Origin of the sequence: Streptomyces sp. NPDC059582, from assembly GCF_042735715.1 — a bacterium.
Lineage (GTDB): Bacteria > Actinomycetota > Actinomycetes > Streptomycetales > Streptomycetaceae > Streptomyces.
Map to the genome: position 1 here is coordinate 293,366 of NZ_JBHWCC010000001.1, position 16,520 is coordinate 309,885.

Consider the following 16,520-nt stretch of genomic DNA (forward strand, 5'->3'; position numbering starts at 1 on the left):
GGGCTCGGCGCGCTCCTCCGGGCTCGGCGCGCTCCTCCGGGCCCGGCGCCTCCGGGCCGGCCGACCGGCCCGGATCCGCGCGGCGACGGCCCTGCGCGCCAAGTAGGCCGAATCCGTCCCGGAATCACCCGAAGGCAGGCGTTCCCTCACTCGTTCTCGTGCAGTCGGGTCCACGCCACCCCGGCGGGAAAGCGGTTCTGGTGGACTTCCCCTGAGCACGACGACAGTTGACGGGACATCAGGGGGTCAGGTGACACGGCACCAGACATGGTTCACGGCGAGCAGATCTGCACTGACGGTGTTCACGGCGTTCAGCGCGTTGACCGGTGCGACGGTGGTGGGCGCGGCACCGGCCGACGCCGCGCAGGACGTCGCGGTCGCACCGGGTGTGGTGTACCGGCAGTTCGACGTGCGGGGGGCCAGGGGGGTGACGCACGCCCATGTGCTGAGCATCGACCTGCGCAGGCGCGTACGCCTGGGCCTGCTGTACCCGGGGAAGGTGGCAGCACGGGGCACGATCTCGGGGCTGGCCGACGCCCGGGGTGCCGTCGCGGGCGTCAACGGGGACTTCTTCAACATCACCGAGACCCAGCACCCGGGGGTCCGGGCGACCGGCGCGAGCGTGGGTCCGGCGATCGCGGCCGGCCGGGTGCTCAAGGGAGCGGTACCGGACAGGCAGCGGTTCGGTCCCGCCCTGCCTCCGGGCACGAACACCCGGGAGGTGATCGGTGTCGGTGCCGACTGGCGGGCCCGGCTGGACCGGCTGACCCTGGACGGTTCGGTGCGCACGCCCCGGGGATCGCTTCCGCTCGGCGGGCTCAACCAGTACGCGCTGCCGGTGGGTTCCATCGGCGCGTACACCTCGGACTGGGGCAGTGTCTCGCGGGTGCGGGCCACCTGCGGGACGGACACCGACCGGGCGGCGGCGTGCAGCACGGACACCTACGAGGTGGCGGTCAGGAACGGCAAGGTCGTCTCGCTCGCCCGCACTCCCGGCAGCGGCGCCATCGCCTCCGGAACCACCGTCCTCGTCGGGCGGGAGGCGGGCGCGCGGCAACTGCGCGGGTTCGTCAAGGGCGACGCGGTGACCGTGCGGCACAGGCTGGTGGCCTCCGCGAGCCGTGTCCCGTACCGCTTCGCGCTGGGCGGCTACCCGGTGCTGCGCAAGGGAGTGCCGTCGGCCGGACTCGACGCCACGACCTCGGCCGTGCGCACCGCCGTGGGCATCTCGGACGGCGGGCGGCGCGTGGTGCTCCTCGCGCTGGACGGCGCGCCCGCCTACCGCACCGGACTGACGATCGCCGAAGTCGCGGACACTCTGCGGAAACTGGGTGCGGTCGACGGCTTCAGCCTGGACGGCGGCGGCTCGTCGACCCTGGTGGCCCGGGCGCCGGGCGCGAGGAAGGTCTCCGTGCGCAACCACCCCTCGGACGGCACGGAACGCCCCGTGGCGAACGGGATCGGCGTCTTCACCATCGGGTGACCCCGCCCGGGGTCACGGCCGCAGACTGCCCACGATGTCCGCGGTCGCCGTGATTCCGCTGGTGATGGTGGGGGCGATGCTCGAACCTGCGATCAGGAAGCCCAGCAACGCGCAGACCAACGCGTGGGAGAGTTTCAGCCCGCCGTTGCGCAGAAAGATCACCGCCAGGATCAGGAGCAGCAGTACCGCAGAGATGGACACGGCCATCATCAACCTCCTCCGCCGCGTCCGCTTCGCGGCGTTCGGCCGCAAGTGTGGCGCAGCGGAGGGTCCGTCCGGGCGGCTGACCTGTCCCCCGAACGAGTGGTCTTACGCGGGACGGTGGGAGCCGAGGAAATCTTCGAGGCCGGCGAGGTCGTCGGTGTTGAGGCAGTCGACACCCGCGGCGAGCAGTTCGGTCCACAGGGCGTCGCGATCGGCACCGGCGATGTCGGGGGTGGCCCAGAAGCGGACCTGCTGCCGGCGCGCGTGCGCCGCGTCGACGATGTCGCGCAGCTTCGCCCGCTCGGCGTCGGGGAACGCGCCGACGCCCAGCCAGGTGAAGTTGAGCGTCCAGTTGTCGGAGATCAGCGAGGCGAAGGACGCCTCGCTGGTGCCGAGGTCGGTGAGGCGTCCGTCGTAGAAGGCCCGGCGGACGGTCTGCGCCTCCATGGGCGTACGGGCCGCGCGGTCGCCGGAGATCACGGCGGTGACCGGGCCGGGGTGGATACGGCCGTGGGCGTAGGTGGTGAAGAGGTGCCGGTGGCGCCGGAGTTGCTCGTCGAGGGCGAGGTAGGTGGAGGCGCCCTCGGTCTTGATGTCGACGAGCAGTCGCAGGGGCTTTTGGTACCCCCGGTACACGGACCCGTGGTTGGCCTCGACGCGAGCGGCGAGCGGGGCGAGGTAGAGGGACTCCAGGGTGCGGGTGGGGTCGAGTTCGTCCGCCGAGTGGGCGACGAGGAGTTCGCCGTCGACGAGGAAGATGTCCGCTTCCACGCTGCCGAAGCGGTGGTCGAGGGCGTCGAGGAGCGGGCGGGGGTGCTCGTAGTCGTTGTGGGCGTGGGCGCGCCACAGCGGGCGTGGACCGTGCCGTCGCCCGTCGGCGAACGCGCTGCCGGCCGGCGGGGCGAGCACCGTGGCGAGGGTGGCGCCGAAGGCGGTGAGGGCTCCGCGGCGGGTGATGAGGGACATGTCGTTCCTCCCTGTGGGGCGGGTGCGAACCACAGGGAGTATGCGGCCGCACGCCCTCCGAAAGCCCTGTACATGCCAGGAGTTGGCCGGACCGCCGTCGCCCGTTCAGGCCCTCCGCGCGGGCGCGCGGAAAGCCCGCCCCAGGTGGGGCGGGCTTCACCGGGCACCGGTCAGGGGGCGCGCAGGTCGACGAGTTCGGCCAGGGCGGATCGATGGGCGCCCGCCGTGCCGTACGCGATCGAGTCGGCCTTGGCCCGCTTGAGGTACAGGTGGACCGGGTGCTCCCAGGTCATGCCGATACCGGCGTGCAGTTGCAGGGCCTCCTCGGCGGCGTGCACGGCGACGCCCGCCGCGTGGGCCTGGGCGACGGCGACGCGGACGTCGACGTCCTCGCCGGTGGCCAGCGCGTCCGCCGCGCTCCGGGCGGCGGCGCGGAGGTTGACGATCTCCAGCCACAGCTGGGCGAGCCGGTGCTTGAGCGCCTGGAACCCGCCGACGGGCCGGTTGAACTGCTTGCGCTCCTTCAGGTAGCGCACGGTCTCGGTCAACGTCCAGTCCGACAGCCCGAGTTGCTCGGAGGCGAGCAGTCCGGCACCGGCGCGCAGGGCGCGGCGGACGGCCGGTTCGGCGTCGCCGAGCCGACGGCCGGGGACCCCGGCGAGGGTGACGGTGGCGAGGGGGCGGGTGAGGTCGAGGGAGACCTGCGGGGTGATGGTCACGGCGGCGGAGTCGACCGCGTACAGACCGCCGTCGTCCGCGGGCACGAGCAGCAGGTCGGCGGCGGCCGCGTCGGCGATGCCGGTCAACTCGCCGTGCAGGGCGCCGTTCTCGAGTCGTACGGCCGGGAAGGCGGCGCCCGGGGCGGTGTGCAGGCCGACGGCCAGCGCTCCGATCGAGGTGGCGGACGCCAGCCGCGTGAGCAGGTCGTCGGCGCCGCACTCCAGCAGCGCCTCCGTGGCGACCACGGCGCTCGTCAGATACGGCACGGGCGCGACCGCCCGTCCGAGTTCCTCCAGGACGACGGCGGCCTCGCGGTGCGTGGCGCCCTGTCCGTCCAGTTCCTCCGGAACCAGCAGGCCGGCCAGGCCCATTCCGTCGGCGAGCGCCTTCCACAGCGCGATGTCGTGCGGGGCGTCCGACTCGGTGCGGGCGATCACCGAGGCCGGGTCGCAGCGGTCGGTCAGCAGGTCCCGTACCGCCGACCGCAGCGCCTCTTCCTCCTCCGAGTACAGCAGGTCGGTCATCGGGCCAGGTCCTTCCAGGCGACGTCCTTGTCGGTGCGCGGCTCGGCGGGCAGGCCCAGGACGCGCTCGGCGACGATGTTCAGCAGGACCTCGCTGGTCCCGCCCTCGATGCTGTTGCCCTTGGAGCGCAGGTAGCGGTAGCCGGCGTCGCGGCCGGTGAAGTCCACCAGTTCCGGGCGGCGCATGGTCCAGTCGTCGTACAGCAGCCCTTCCGCGCCGCGGAGTTCCACCTCCAGGCCGCTGATCTCCTGGTTGAGACGGGCGAAGGCGAGCTTCATTCCCGCGCCCTCGGGGCCGGGCTGGCCGACGGTGAGCTGCTGGCGCAGGCGTTCGCCGGTGAGCCGGGCGACCTCGGCCTCGACCCACAGCTTCAGCAGCCGCTGGTGCAGGTCGTGGGTGCGCAGTTCGGGGCGCTCGCGCCAGGTCTTCGCGATCGGGCCGATCATGCCGCCCTCGCGGGGCAGCCGCATGCCGCCGATGGCGACGCGCTCGTTGTTCAGCGTGGTCTGCGCGACCCGCCAGCCGTCGCCGACCTCACCGAGGCGGCGGTCGTCGGGGACGCGCACGCCGGTGAGGAAGACCTCGTTGAACTCGGCCTCGCCGGTGATCTGCCGCAGCGGCCGGACCTCGACGCCCGGGTCGGTCATGTCGCACAGGAAGTAGGTGATGCCCTGGTGCTTGGGCACGTCCGGGTCGGTGCGCGCGATGAGTATGGCCCAGCGGGCGATGTGGGCGCTGGACGTCCACACCTTCTGCCCGTTGACCAGCCAGTCCCCCCCGCTCTCGCGGACCGCCCGGGTGCCGAGCGCGGCCAGGTCGGACCCGGCGCCGGGCTCGCTGAAGAGCTGGCACCAGACCTCCTCGCCCACCCACAGCGGCCGCAGGAAGCGCTGCTTCTGCTCGTCGGTGCCGTAGCGCAGGATCGTCGGCGCGGCCATCCCGAGGCCGATGCCGATGCGCCGCGGGTCGTTGTCGGGGGCGCCCGCGGCCTCCAACTCGGCGTCCACGACGGCCTGGAGGGAGCGGGGCGCGTCGAGACCGCCGAGGCCCACCGGGTAGTGCACCCAGGCGAGGCCCGCGTCGAAGCGAGCCTTCAGGAAGTCCTGGCGGTCGGTCGCGCCAGGCGGGTACGCGGCCAGCAACTCCTGGGTGCGGCGGCGCAGTTCGGCTGCGTCGGTCATGCGGCGGCTCCGTTCTCCAGCGCGGGCAGCACGGCGACCCGGCCGGTGGTGACCCCGTCGGCGACCCGCTGGACGGCGGCCGCGGCCCCGCTCAGCGGCACCCGCTCGCTGACCAGCGGCCTGATCGCGCCCCGGGCGGCCAGCTCGGTGAGCTGTTCGTGGCAGTGCTGCACCAGCTTCGGGTTCTTGGTGTTGTACAGGCCCCAGTGCAGGCCGAGGATCGCGTAGTTCTTCACCAGGGCGTGGTTCAGCGCGGGGCTGGGGATCGTGCCGCTCGCGAAGCCGATTACGACGATCCGGCCCTCGAAGGCGACGACCTTGGTGGACTGGGTGTAGGCCGCGCCACCCACCGGGTCGTAGATCACGTCCGCGCCCCGGCCGCCGGTGGCCTCCTTGACGGCGGCGACGACGTCCTCGGCGCGCCGGTCGACGACCACGTCGCAGCCCAGTTCGCGGGCGACGGCGGCCTTGTCGGCCCCGCCGACGACACCGATGACTGTGGCGCCCGCGGCCTTCCCGAGCTGTACGGCCGCGCTTCCGACGCCGCCCGCGGCGGCGTGCACGAGCAGCGTCTCGCCGGCCTCCAGCCGGGCCCGCCGGTGCAGGCCGAACCAGCCCGTCTGGTAGCCGATGTGCAGGGCGGCGGCCTCGGCGTCGTCCAGCGCCTCGGGGGCGGGCAGGACGGCGGCGGCGTCGGCGACCGTGTACTCGGCGAAACCGCCGTACGGCAGTGCCGGGTTGGCGATCACCCGGCGCCCGTCCTCGGTCTCGCCGCAGATCTCCACGCCGGGCGTGAAGGGCAGCGGCGGCCGGACCTGGTACTGGCCTCGGCACATCAGCGCGTCCGGGAAGTTGATGTTGGCGGCACGCACCTTCAGCAGGATCTGGCCGTCACCCGGTGTGGGCGGCTCGACCTCCTGGAGCCGCATCACCTCACTCGGCTCGCCGATCTCGTGCACCTGCCATGCCTGCATGCGGAGCCTCCACGGGACTGCGTCGTCTGACCGGGGTCGATCGCATACTAAGCGGTCGCTTGCCGATCAGGGAACAGCCGGGCGCGTCACGGGCGCCGGAACTGCGCCGCCTCCGCCCACACCGCGCGTCACGACCGGCCACGACAACACCCTCACGACCGGTCACGACCGGTCACGGCCACGCCCTCACGACCGGTCACGACCGGTCACGGCCACGCCCTCACGACCGGCCACGACCGGTCACGACCCCACCGTCGCGACCGCTCGCCCCACGCCGTCACGACCGCGTCGGCCGCGCCCGCACATGCATCCGCTCCCCCTGCGCCCCGAACAGGCTGAGGAACTCCGCGGGCCCCTCCCCCGTCGACCCGAACCAGTGCGGCACCCGGGTGTCGAACTCGGCCGCCTCCCCCGCCGCGAGCACCACGTCGTGCTCGCCCAGCACCAGCCGCAGTCGCCCGGACAGCACGTACAGCCATTCATAGCCCTCGTGCGTCCGTGGATCCGGTTCGAGTCTGCGCTGCGGTTCGAGCACCTTGTACGCCTGGAGGCCGCCGGGCTGCCGGGTCAGCGGCCAGTGGGTGCGCCCGCCCCGCACGATCGGCTTCGACCGCACCCGGGGATCGCCCACGGGCGGCGCCCCGACCAGTTCGTCCAGTGGCACCTGGTGGGCCTGCGCGATCGGCAGCAGCAGTTCGAGGCTCGGCTTGCGCAGGCCGGACTCCAGCCGCGACAGGGTGCTGACCGAGATGCCGGTGGACTCGGAGAGCGCGGCGAGGGTCACCTCCCGCTCCTTCCTGATCCGCCGCAGCCGGGGGCCCACATCCGCGAGAACGTCGTCGGTGCTCATCTCCCTATTGCAGAATCGGCAAAGCCGTTTGTCAATCCCGCGCGGTACGGGCCACTGTCTGCACGGAGGTGGTCACCATGACCGAGAGGTACGAAGTGGTCGTCGTCGGGGGCGGCGCGGCCGGACTGTCCGCCGCGCTCGTGCTGGGCCGGGCCCGGCGCCACACGCTGGTCGTCGACGCGGGCGAGCCGCGCAACGCGCCGGCCGCGCACATGCAGGGCTATCTGTCCCGGGACGGCATGGCGCCGGCGGAGTTCCTGGCCGTCGGACGCGAGGAGATCGCCCGCTACGGCGTCGAGCTCGTCCGGGACCGGGCGGTGGACGCCACCCGGGACGCGGCCGGCGAGTTCGACGTGACGCTCGCGGGCGGGCGGACGGTCCACGCCCGGCAGCTGGTCGTCGCCACCGGTCTGAAGGACGAGCTCCCGCCGGTCGCGGGCGTCGCCGAGCGTTACGGACGCGATGTGCTGCACTGCCCGTACTGCCACGGCTGGGAGGTGCGCGACCGGGCGTTCGGCGTGCTCGCCACCACCCCGATGAGCGTGCACCAGGCGCTGATGGTGTCCCAGTGGTCCAAGGACGTGACCCTCTTCCTGCACACGGTCGCCGCGGGCGAGCTCACCGACGACGACCGGCGCAGGCTGGCGGCGGCCGGGGTCGCGGTGGTGCCGGGCGACGTGGCGGAACTGGTCGTCACCGACGACCGGCTCACCGGGGTCGCGCTCGCGGACGGGACGGCGTACCACCGCGAGGTGCTGTTCGTGGCACCGCGCCCCGTCCCGCGGAACGGACTGCTTCAGGGGCTGGGCGCCGAGCTGCGCGAGACCCCTTTCGGCGCGTATCCGGTGATCGACGAGCGGGGCCTGACGACCGTCCCGGGCCTGTGGGCCGCGGGCAACGCCTCCGGATTCGCGGAGCAGGTCGTGAACGCGGCGAGCCGCGGCTACCGGGCCGGGGCGGCCATCAACGGCGAGCTGCTCTTCGCCGACCTCGACGCGGCCGCTGGGGTGTAGTCCCGGCGCCCCCGGTGCACCATGGCTGCATGCTGCTCACCCGGCTCGCCCAGGTGTCCCAGGAGGTCGCCGCCACCTCGGCGCGGTCCCGGAAGATCGCGCTGCTCGCCGGACTGTTCCGGGACGCCGAAGCGGACGACGTACCGGTCGCCATCCCGTACCTGGCCGGGCGGCTGCCGCAGGGCCGGCTCGGCGTCGGCTGGAAGGTGCTGGGCCGACCGGTCCCGCCGGCCGCCGGACCGACCCTGACCGTGCGCGAGGTGGATGCCCGGCTCACGGCGCTCGGCAAGGTCTCCGGCCCCGGCTCGCAGGCCGAACGGGCTCGGCTGGTCGGTGAATTGATGGGCGCGGCCACCGAGGAGGAACAGCGGTTCCTGCGCGGTCTGCTCTCCGGCGAGGTGCGCCAGGGCGCTCTGGACGCGGTCGCGGTCGAGGGCCTGGCCGAGGCGACCGGGGCGCCGTCGGCGGACGTACGGCGGGCGGTGATGCTGGCCGGTTCGCTCCGGTCGGTGGCGCAGGCACTGCTCGCCGACGGCCCCGCGGCCCTGGACCGGTTCCGGCTCACCGTCGGGCGCCCGGTCCTGCCGATGCTCGCCCACAGCGCCTCGTCGGTGGCCGAGGCGGTCGGCAAACTGGGCGCCTGCGCGGTGGAGGAGAAGCTGGACGGCATCCGCGTCCAGGTGCACCGGGACGGCGACGTGGTACGCGTCCACACCCGCACCCTCGACGACATCACCGACCGCCTGCCGGAAGTGACGGCGGCCGCGCTGGAGCTGGCGGGCGAGCGGTTCATCCTGGACGGCGAGGTGATCGCGTTCGACGCGGACGGACGGCCGCGGTCCTTCCAGGAGACCGCCGGGCGGGTCGGCTCCCGGGTGGACGTGGTCACCGCCGCCGAGGCGGTGCCCGTCTCCCCCGTCTTCTTCGACGCGCTGTCCGTCGACGGCCGGGACCTGCTCGACCTGCCGTTCGCCGAACGCCACGCGGAACTGGCCCGGCTGGTGCCCGAGCCGATGCGGGTGCGGCGACTGCTCACGTCGGGACGGCCCCAGGACGTCCCGGAGGCGGAGGACTTCCTCGCCGAGACCCTGCGGCGCGGCCACGAGGGCGTCGTGGTCAAGGCCCTGGACGCCCCCTACAGCGCGGGCCGGCGCGGCGCGTCCTGGCTGAAGGTCAAACCCGTGCACACCCTCGACCTGGTGGTACTGGCCGTCGAGCGGGGCCACGGCCGCCGCACCGGCAAGCTCTCCAACCTGCACCTGGGCGCGCGCACGGCCGACGGCGGCTTCGTCATGCTCGGCAAGACGTTCAAGGGCATGACCGACGCGATGCTCACCTGGCAGACCGAGCGCCTGACGGAGCTGGCCGTCGAGGACGACGGGTGGGTGGTGACCGTACGCCCCGAACTCGTCGTCGAGATCGCCTACGACGGCCTCCAGAAGTCCACCCGCTACCCGGCTGGCGTCACCCTGCGCTTCGCCCGCGTGGTCCGCTACCGGGAGGACAAGCGCCCGCAGGACGCCGACACGGTGCAGACGCTGCTCGCCGCCCACCCGGAGGTCGGGCCATGAGAGCCGCGGGGAAGCGCAGCGCGGGCCTGCTGTTGTTCCGGCACACCGACCACGGCCTGGAGGTGTTGCTGGGCCATATGGGCGGACCGTTCTTCGCCCGGAAGGACGCGGGGGCGTGGACCGTCCCCAAGGGCGAGTACGAACCCGACGAGCCGGCCTGGGAGGCGGCCCGGCGCGAGTTCCTGGAGGAGCTCGGGCTGCCGCCGCCCGACGGCGAGGCGGTCCCGCTCGGCGAGGTCCGGCAGGCGGGTGGCAAGGTCGTCACGGTGTGGGCGATCGAGGCCGACCTCGATCCCGCGACGGTCGAGCCGGGCACCTTCCGGATGGAGTGGCCGCCGAGGTCGGGGCAGCTCCAGGAGTTCCCCGAGCTGGACCGGGTGGCGTGGTTCGGGCTCGCCCGGGCCGGGGAACTGATCGTCCGGGCGCAGGCCACGTTTCTCGACCGCCTGGCGGAGCACTCGACCTGACGGACCCGTACGCGTTGCGGCCACCGGCAGCGCGCGGGAAGGTCGAGGCACAGCCCGCTCACAGGGAGGTCAGTCATGCCCATCGCAACGGTGAATCCGGCGGACGGCGAGACGCTCAAGACGTACGAGGCCATGGGCGAGGAGGAGCTCGAACGCCGGCTCCAGCTCGCCGAGGCCACGTTCCGCACGTACCGGACGATGCCGTTCCCCGAGCGCGCCCGCCTGCTGAACCGGGCCGCGGACCTCCTGGACGAGAACCAGCGGGACATCGGCCGGGTGATGACACTGGAGATGGGCAAGCCGGTCAAGCAGGCCCGCGCCGAGGCCGCCAAGTGCGCCACGGCGATGCGCTGGTACGCCCGGCACGCCGAGGGGCTGCTCGCCGACGAGCTGCCGGCCGCCTCCGACGTGGAGGACTCCGGCGCCTCCCGGGTCCTGGTCCGCTACCGGCCGCTGGGCCCGGTGCTCGCGGTGATGCCGTGGAACTTCCCGCTGTGGCAGGTGATCCGTTTCGCGGCGCCCGCGCTGATGGCGGGCAACGTGGGCCTGCTCAAGCACGCCTCGAACGTCCCGCAGACCGCCCTCTACCTGGAGGACCTCTTCCACCGCGCGGGCTTCACGGAGGGCTGTTTCCAGACCCTGCTGATCGGCTCCGGCGCCGTCGACGAGATCCTGCGCGACGAACGCGTCAAGGCGGCCACCCTCACCGGCAGCGAGCCGGCCGGGCGGGCGGTCGCGGCCACCGCCGGAGAAATGATCAAGAAGACGGTGCTGGAGCTGGGCGGCAGCGACCCGTTCGTCGTGATGCCGTCCGCGGACCTCGAACGGGCCGCGCGGGTCGCGGTGACCGCACGGGTGCAGAACAACGGGCAGTCGTGCATCGCCGCCAAGCGGTTCATCGTGCACACGGACGTATACGACGACTTCGCCCGGCTCTTCACGGACGGCATGAAGGCCCTGAAGGTCGGTGATCCGCTGGACGAGGACACCGAGGTCGGGCCGCTGGCCACCGAGCAGGGGCGCGCCGACCTGGAGGAACTGGTCGACGACGCCAGGCGCAGCGGGGCCACCGTGCTGTGCGGCGGCCGCCGGCCCGACGGACCGGGCTGGTACTACCCGCCGACCGTCCTGGCCGACATCGGCCGCGAGATGCGCGTCCACCGCGAGGAGGCTTTCGGGCCGGTCGCCACGCTGTACCGCGCGGCTGACCTGGAGGAGGCGCTGCTGATCGCGAACGACTCCCCGTTCGGACTGAGTTCGAACGTATGGACGCGGGACGAGGCCGAGGCCGACCGGTTCGCCCAGGATCTGCAGGCGGGCGGTGTGTTCGTGAACGGGATGACGGCCTCCCATCCGGCGTTCCCGTTCGGCGGGGTGAAGCGGTCCGGGTACGGGCGTGAGCTCTCCGGGCACGGAATCCGCGAGTTCTGCAACATCACCACCGTATGGCACGGAGCGTGAGCCTTCCGCGGCTACGATCCCCTTTGTGAACCGCGAAGTGACCCTGCCTCTGATCGTCGACGACCGCGGCACGTTGCAGGTCTCGGCCGCCGATGTCAGCAAGCTGCTGCGCACGGTGGGCGGCCGGTGGCTGCATCTGGTGGAGGCCGGCCAGGAGGGTCTGGACGAGGACACGGTCGCGGCACTGACCATCGAGCTGGCCAAGCTGGCCGACCGGATCGACGTGGCGTGCATCGCGCACAGCAGCGGGCAGAGCGGCTGACGGACGGCACGGCCGGCGGCGGGCGCGGTTCCGGTGGCCCGGGGTCGGCGCCGTTCCGATGGCCGACGGCCGGCACGGTTCCCGTCACGCCGAGGCGTCCTGGAACACGACCCGGTGGCCGCGCGCCCGGCGCCCGGCCGACTCCCACTCGGTCGCGTGGCGTTGCGCCATATGCAGGAAGGAACGGCGGTCCGCGGCGATCGCCCACCGTCGCTCCGGGTGAGGACGGCGAGCGGGTCCCGGCCCGGCTCGCCGGATGCCGGTCGCGCCACGAGACCGTGCGCCCGGGGGTCCGGCGCGAGCCGCTCACCCCCCGCCTCCAGCGGTTTTACGACCGAACAGCCCATGTCGACCCGCTTTGTACAGGTGCGTCACAGCTCATCCGCCTCTCGCCCGGTGTCCCCGATTTGGAGTAGTCCGGCGCGAGATCGTCGCCCTGTCGGGTGATCGTGGGTGGACCACCCCCTGGGGTGAACCACCTTCTGACCGGCTGGGCCGGCAGTGGCCCTCCGGACGGCGAAAGCAGGCACGGTCATGGCGACTTTGTGCAAACCCTCGGTATCGGTTCCGGAGTATGTGATCACGATGGAGGAGACGCTCGAGCTGGCGCGCTCCCACCACGAGGACCATCCCCAGCTGCCCCTGGCCCTCCGACTGATCGAGAACACGGGTGTGCGCACCCGGCGCATCGTGCAGCCGATCGAGGAGACCCTGAAGCACCCGGGATTCGAGGACCGCAACAAGCTGTACCAGGCCGAGGCAAAGGCCCGGGTACCCGCGGTCATCCAAAGGGCCCTCGACGAGGCGGAGCTGCTCACCTCCGACATCGACGTGATCATCTACGTCTCGTGCACCGGCTTCATGATGCCCTCGCTCACCGCATGGCTGATCAACGAGATGGCGTTCGACAGCACCACCCGGCAGCTCCCGATCGCGCAGCTGGGCTGCGCGGCGGGCGGCGCCGCGATCAACCGGGCCCACGACTTCTGCACGGCGTACCCGAACGCCAACGCGCTGATCGTGGCCTGCGAGTTCTGCTCGCTCTGCTACCAGCCCACCGACCTGGGCATCGGATCGCTGCTCTCCAACGGTCTGTTCGGCGACGGCATCGCCGCCGCGGTGGTCCGCGGCAACGGCGGCACCGGCATCAAGCTGGAGCGCAACGGCTCGTACCTGATCCCCAAGACCGAGGACTGGATCGCGTACGACGTCCGGGCGACCGGTTTCCACTTCCTGCTGGACAAGCGGGTGCCGGCCACCATGGAGCCGCTCGCCCCCGCGTTGCAGGACCTCGCGAGCGTGCACGGCTGGGACGCCTCAGACCTGGACTTCTACATCGTCCACGCGGGCGGTCCGCGCATCCTGGACGACCTCAGCAAGTTCCTCAAGGTCGAACCGCACGCCTTCCGGTTCAGCCGGGCCACCCTCACCGAGTACGGCAACATCGCCAGCGCCGTCGTCCTGGACGCGCTGCGCCGTATGTTCGACGAGGGCGGCGCCGAGGACCATGCGCGCGGGCTGCTCGCCGGGTTCGGCCCCGGCATCACCGCCGAGATGTCCCTAGGCCGCTGGAGCAGCGGCGGCGAAGAGACGTCATGACAGAAGAAACGATCGCAGAGACCCTGCCACCGATCCGGCACTGGCCGGCGCTCGAACTCAGCGGTGTCGACTTCGACCCGGTCCTGACCGAGTTGATGAGCGAGAGTCCCATCACCCGCATCCAGCTCCCCAACGGCGAGGGCTGGGCGTGGCTGGTCACCCGGTACGCCGATGTGCGCGCGGTGGCCAACGACCCCCGGTTCAGCCGCGAGGCGGTCATGGACCATCCGGTCACCAGACTCGCCCCGCACTTCATCCCGACCCGTGGCGCGGTCGGCTTCCTGGATCCGCCGGACCACACCCGGCTGCGCCGGTCGGTGGCCGCCGCCTTCACGGCGAAGGGCGTCGAACGGGTCCGGGAGAAGTCCCGCCGCGTGCTCGACGAACTGGTCGACGAGCTCGTCCAGGACGGCCCGCCCGCGGATCTCACCGAGACGGTGCTCAGTCCCTTCCCCATCGCGGTGATCAGCGAGCTGATGGGCGTCCCGACGGCCGACCGGCACAGTGTGCACGGCTGGACCCAGCTGATCCTGTCCTCCTCGCAGGGCGCGAAGGTCAGCGAGCGGGCCAAGGAGGAGATGGGCTCCTACTTCGCCGGTCTCATCGGTCTGCGGGCGGGCAGCGCGGGCGAGGACGTGACCTCGCTGCTCGGCGCTGCCGTGGGCAGCGGCGAGGTCGCGCTCGACGAGGCCGTGGGACTGGCGGTCCTGCTCCAGATCGGCGGCGAGGCGGTCACCAACAACAGCGGGCAGATGTTCTACATCCTGCTGACCCGGCCGAACCTGGCCGAGCGACTGCGTGCCGAACCGGAGCTGCGCCCGCAGGCCATCGACGAACTCCTGCGCTACATCCCGCACCGCAACGCGGTCGGCCTGTCCCGGATCGCGACGGAGGACGTGGCGATCCGAGGCGTGCGCATCCGCGCCGGTGACGCGGTGTACGTGTCCTACCTGGCCGCCAACCGCGACCCGGAGGTGTTCGCGTACCCGGAGACGATCGACTTCTCCCGCAGTCCGAACCCGCACGTCGCGTTCGGCTTCGGCCCGCACTACTGCCCCGGCGGGATGCTGGCGCGCCTGGAGTCGGAGCTGCTGGTCGACGTGTTGCTCGACCGGCTGCCGGGGCTGAAGCTGGCCGTGCCGTCGCAGAAGGTGCCCTTCAGGAAGGGCGCGCTGATCCGGGGGCCCGAAGCCCTGCCCGTCACATGGTGAGCCCCTGATGACGGCGACCGAGGGCCTGCTGGTACCACCCGGCCACGGCCGGGTGGTCCAGACCCCCGCCCAGCACGTGACGTTCAAGGTGACCGGCACGCACTCGCGCGCGGCCTCCACCTTCGAGGTGGTCGTGCCACCGGGTTTCGACGTCGGCGCCCATGTGCACACGCGCAGCGAGGAGTTGTTCTACGTCCTCGAAGGCGAGCTGGACGTGCTCGCCTTCGAGCCCCGCATCCGGACTCCCGACAACTGGCAGAAGTGGGAGTCGAGTTCGGGCGGCCGGGTGGTGCGGGCGACGCCGGGCACGGTCATCGTCGTACCGCCCGGGTGCCCGCACGCGTTCGCGAATCCGACGGAGACGCCCGCGAAGATGTTCTTCCAGGCGTCCCCGCCGCCGGACCACGAGCACTACTTCGACGAGCTCCTGGAGATCCTGGGCAACGGAGGCCCGCCGGACCTCGAGGCGATCTCGGAGTTGCGCAAGCGGTACGACATCGAGCAGCTCACCCCGCTCAAGCACAGGTGAGTGCGGTTCCCCGGGGGCGCGGGGAACCGCACGGCCGGCCGCCCCCGGCCGGCCGTCCGAGGTCTCAGGCTCGAGATCAAGGCCTGGGACCTCAGACAGACCTGATGTCTCAGGTCTCAGGTCTGGGGTCTGAGGTCTGAGACCTGGGGCGCTATCGGATCGGCATCCCGGACAGCGTCCGGGCGATCACCAGCCGCTGGATCTCGCTCGTGCCCTCGAAGATGGTGTAGATGGCCGCGTCCCGGTGCATCCGCTCCACCGGGTACTCGCGGGTGTATCCGTTGCCGCCCAGGATCTGGATCGCCTGTCCGGTGACCTTCTTCGCCGTCTCGCTCGCGAACAGCTTCGACATCGAGCCCTCGGCGGCCGTGAACGGCTTGCCGTTGACCGCCATCCAGGAGGCCCGCCACACCAGCAGCCGCGCCGCGTCGATGGACGTCCGCATGTCGGCGAGCTGGAAGGCCACACCCTGGTTGTCGATGATCGGCCGGCCGAACTGCTCACGGGTCTTGGCGTAGTCGAGGGCCACCTCGTAGGCGGCACGGGCGGTGCCCACCGCCATCGCGCCCACGGCCGGGCGGGACGCCTCGAACGTGGCCATCGCGGCGTTCTTGACGCGCTCGCCGCCCGTCCTGGCGCGCTCGCGGGCCCGGGCGAGACGCTCGTCCAGCTTCTCCTTGCCGCCGAGCAGGCAGGAGCCCGGGACGCGCACGTCCTCCAGAACGACCTCGGCGGTGTGCGAGGCGCGGATGCCGTGCTTCTTGAACTTCTGACCCTGGGACAGACCCGGCGTGTTCGGCGGGACGATGAAGGACGCGTGGCCCTTGGAGCCGAGCTCCGGGTCGACCGCGGCGACGACGACGTGGACGTTGGCGATGCCGCCGTTGGTCGCCCAGGTCTTCGTGCCGTTGATCACCCACTCGTCCTTGGCCTCGTCGTACACGGCGCGCGTGCGCAGGGAGGCCACGTCGGAGCCGGCGTCGGGCTCGGAGGAGCAGAAGGCGGCGACCTTGACGTCGCTCGCGTCGCCGTACATCTGCGGGATCCAGGTGCCGATCTGCTCCTCGGTCCCGTTGGCGAGGACGCCCACGGCGGCGAGGCCCGTGCCCACGATCGACAGGGCGATGCCCGCGTCGCCCCAGAACAGCTCCTCCATGGCCATCGGGATGCCGAGGCCGGTGGCGTCGAAGTACTGCTGGGCGTAGAAGTCGAGGGAGTAGATGCCGAGCTTGGCGGCCTCCTGGATGACCGGCCAGGGGGTCTCCTCACGCTCGTCCCATTCGGCGGCCGCGGGGCGGATCACATCGGCGGCGAACCCGTGCAGCCAGTCCCGGACCTCCTTCTGTTCGTCGTTGAGCTCCATGGTGAACTCGGCCATGTCCCCTCCAGCGGCGGTGCACGTGCGTGTTACTTACGGTAACCCGAGTGTGTTACCGACGGGTAGGGAATGTCAACTCCTGATGACCGGTCGGCAGCCCGTTCGATGTCAGGTGGGTGTTGAGTGT

General features: G+C 72.1%; 16 protein-coding genes. 9 read left to right on the forward strand and 7 right to left on the reverse strand.

What is annotated here, in order from left to right; genetic code table 11:
- The first annotated feature begins 250 nt into the window (after nt 1–250).
- Nucleotides 251–1,483 (forward strand): phosphodiester glycosidase family protein, encoded by a 1,233-nt coding sequence (locus ACFV0T_RS01255; RefSeq protein ID WP_385773098.1) that lies wholly within the window; start codon nt 251–253, stop codon nt 1,481–1,483.
- 12 nt (nt 1,484–1,495) lie between these two features.
- On the opposite strand, the gene ACFV0T_RS01260 is transcribed toward ACFV0T_RS01255, so the two are convergent.
- The 6 genes from ACFV0T_RS01260 to ACFV0T_RS01285 all read right to left on the reverse strand — a co-directional run bounded on the left by ACFV0T_RS01260 (nt 1,496) and on the right by ACFV0T_RS01285 (nt 6,902).
- The gene (locus tag ACFV0T_RS01260) at nt 1,496–1,690 is read right to left on the reverse strand and encodes a hypothetical protein (RefSeq protein ID WP_385773100.1); all 195 of its coding nucleotides are present in this window, start codon (nt 1,688–1,690) and stop codon (nt 1,496–1,498) included.
- 102 nt (nt 1,691–1,792) lie between these two features.
- Nucleotides 1,793–2,653 carry a phosphatidylinositol-specific phospholipase C/glycerophosphodiester phosphodiesterase family protein gene (locus ACFV0T_RS01265; protein WP_385773102.1) on the reverse strand — a complete coding sequence of 287 codons (861 nt, stop codon included), beginning with the start codon at nt 2,651–2,653 and terminating at the stop codon, nt 1,793–1,795.
- Between the two features lie 170 nt (nt 2,654–2,823).
- The gene (locus ACFV0T_RS01270) at nt 2,824–3,897 is read right to left on the reverse strand and encodes an acyl-CoA dehydrogenase family protein (RefSeq protein WP_385773104.1); all 1,074 of its coding nucleotides are present in this window, start codon (nt 3,895–3,897) and stop codon (nt 2,824–2,826) included.
- Nucleotides 3,894–5,078 carry an acyl-CoA dehydrogenase family protein gene (locus ACFV0T_RS01275; protein WP_385773106.1) on the reverse strand — a complete coding sequence of 395 codons (1,185 nt, stop codon included), beginning with the start codon at nt 5,076–5,078 and terminating at the stop codon, nt 3,894–3,896. Before ACFV0T_RS01275 ends, ACFV0T_RS01270 begins: the two co-directional genes overlap by 4 nt.
- Nucleotides 5,075–6,052, reverse strand: coding sequence for an NADPH:quinone oxidoreductase family protein (locus tag ACFV0T_RS01280; protein ID WP_385773108.1), 978 nt, complete (start codon nt 6,050–6,052; stop codon nt 5,075–5,077). The genes ACFV0T_RS01275 and ACFV0T_RS01280 overlap by 4 nt, the downstream gene beginning before the upstream one ends.
- Before the next feature lie 277 nt (nt 6,053–6,329).
- A complete protein-coding gene (locus ACFV0T_RS01285; RefSeq protein WP_385773110.1) occupies nt 6,330–6,902 on the reverse strand; it encodes a helix-turn-helix domain-containing protein in 573 nt (190 codons plus the stop codon).
- 77 nt (nt 6,903–6,979) lie between these two features.
- Here ACFV0T_RS01285 and ACFV0T_RS01290 point away from each other — a divergent pair, with 77 nt between their 5' ends.
- The 8 genes from ACFV0T_RS01290 (at nt 6,980) to ACFV0T_RS01325 (ending at nt 15,015) form a co-directional block, all read left to right on the forward strand.
- Nucleotides 6,980–7,915 carry an NAD(P)/FAD-dependent oxidoreductase gene (locus ACFV0T_RS01290; protein ID WP_385773112.1) on the forward strand — a complete coding sequence of 312 codons (936 nt, stop codon included), beginning with the start codon at nt 6,980–6,982 and terminating at the stop codon, nt 7,913–7,915.
- A gap of 29 nt (nt 7,916–7,944) precedes the next feature.
- A complete protein-coding gene (locus ACFV0T_RS01295; protein WP_385773114.1) occupies nt 7,945–9,486 on the forward strand; it encodes an ATP-dependent DNA ligase in 1,542 nt (513 codons plus the stop codon).
- On the forward strand, nt 9,483–9,953 hold the full coding sequence (locus tag ACFV0T_RS01300) for an NUDIX domain-containing protein (protein WP_385773116.1): 471 nt from the start codon (nt 9,483–9,485) through the stop codon (nt 9,951–9,953). The genes ACFV0T_RS01295 and ACFV0T_RS01300 overlap by 4 nt, the downstream gene beginning before the upstream one ends.
- 75 nt (nt 9,954–10,028) lie before the next feature.
- Nucleotides 10,029–11,414, forward strand: a complete 1,386-nt coding sequence (locus ACFV0T_RS01305) for an NADP-dependent succinic semialdehyde dehydrogenase (protein ID WP_385773118.1) — start codon at nt 10,029–10,031, stop codon at nt 11,412–11,414.
- Nucleotides 11,415–11,439: 25 nt separating this feature from the next.
- Nucleotides 11,440–11,676, forward strand: coding sequence for a DUF6213 family protein (locus ACFV0T_RS01310; RefSeq protein WP_385773120.1), 237 nt, complete (start codon nt 11,440–11,442; stop codon nt 11,674–11,676).
- 534 nt (nt 11,677–12,210) lie between these two features.
- A complete protein-coding gene (locus tag ACFV0T_RS01315) occupies nt 12,211–13,275 on the forward strand; it encodes a type III polyketide synthase (protein WP_385773122.1) in 1,065 nt (354 codons plus the stop codon).
- A complete protein-coding gene (locus ACFV0T_RS01320; protein ID WP_385773124.1) occupies nt 13,272–14,486 on the forward strand; it encodes a cytochrome P450 in 1,215 nt (404 codons plus the stop codon). The genes ACFV0T_RS01315 and ACFV0T_RS01320 overlap by 4 nt, the downstream gene beginning before the upstream one ends.
- A gap of 7 nt (nt 14,487–14,493) precedes the next feature.
- A complete protein-coding gene (locus ACFV0T_RS01325) occupies nt 14,494–15,015 on the forward strand; it encodes a cupin domain-containing protein (RefSeq protein WP_385773126.1) in 522 nt (173 codons plus the stop codon).
- Nucleotides 15,016–15,166: 151 nt separating this feature from the next.
- Here ACFV0T_RS01325 and ACFV0T_RS01330 read toward each other — a convergent pair whose 3' ends face one another.
- Nucleotides 15,167–16,393, reverse strand: a complete 1,227-nt coding sequence (locus ACFV0T_RS01330) for an acyl-CoA dehydrogenase family protein (protein WP_385773128.1) — start codon at nt 16,391–16,393, stop codon at nt 15,167–15,169.
- Between the last annotated feature and the right edge of the window lie 127 nt (nt 16,394–16,520).

Excerpts from the sequence above, each read along its gene's own strand:
- ACFV0T_RS01260 (WP_385773100.1), bottom strand. The coding sequence starts at position 1,690 with ATGGCCGTGTCCATCTCTGCGGTACTGCTGCTCCTGATCCTGGCGGTG.
- ACFV0T_RS01265 (WP_385773102.1), bottom strand. The coding sequence starts at position 2,653 with ATGTCCCTCATCACCCGCCGCGGAGCCCTCACCGCCTTCGGCGCCACC.
- ACFV0T_RS01270 (WP_385773104.1), bottom strand. The coding sequence starts at position 3,897 with ATGACCGACCTGCTGTACTCGGAGGAGGAAGAGGCGCTGCGGTCGGCG.
- ACFV0T_RS01275 (WP_385773106.1), bottom strand. The coding sequence starts at position 5,078 with ATGACCGACGCAGCCGAACTGCGCCGCCGCACCCAGGAGTTGCTGGCC.
- ACFV0T_RS01280 (WP_385773108.1), bottom strand. The coding sequence starts at position 6,052 with ATGCAGGCATGGCAGGTGCACGAGATCGGCGAGCCGAGTGAGGTGATG.
- ACFV0T_RS01285 (WP_385773110.1), bottom strand. The coding sequence starts at position 6,902 with ATGAGCACCGACGACGTTCTCGCGGATGTGGGCCCCCGGCTGCGGCGG.
- ACFV0T_RS01290 (WP_385773112.1), top strand. The coding sequence starts at position 6,980 with ATGACCGAGAGGTACGAAGTGGTCGTCGTCGGGGGCGGCGCGGCCGGA.
- ACFV0T_RS01295 (WP_385773114.1), top strand. The coding sequence starts at position 7,945 with ATGCTGCTCACCCGGCTCGCCCAGGTGTCCCAGGAGGTCGCCGCCACC.
- ACFV0T_RS01300 (WP_385773116.1), top strand. The coding sequence starts at position 9,483 with ATGAGAGCCGCGGGGAAGCGCAGCGCGGGCCTGCTGTTGTTCCGGCAC.
- ACFV0T_RS01305 (WP_385773118.1), top strand. The coding sequence starts at position 10,029 with ATGCCCATCGCAACGGTGAATCCGGCGGACGGCGAGACGCTCAAGACG.
- ACFV0T_RS01315 (WP_385773122.1), top strand. The coding sequence starts at position 12,211 with ATGGCGACTTTGTGCAAACCCTCGGTATCGGTTCCGGAGTATGTGATC.
- ACFV0T_RS01320 (WP_385773124.1), top strand. The coding sequence starts at position 13,272 with ATGACAGAAGAAACGATCGCAGAGACCCTGCCACCGATCCGGCACTGG.
- ACFV0T_RS01325 (WP_385773126.1), top strand. The coding sequence starts at position 14,494 with ATGACGGCGACCGAGGGCCTGCTGGTACCACCCGGCCACGGCCGGGTG.
- ACFV0T_RS01330 (WP_385773128.1), bottom strand. The coding sequence starts at position 16,393 with ATGGCCGAGTTCACCATGGAGCTCAACGACGAACAGAAGGAGGTCCGG.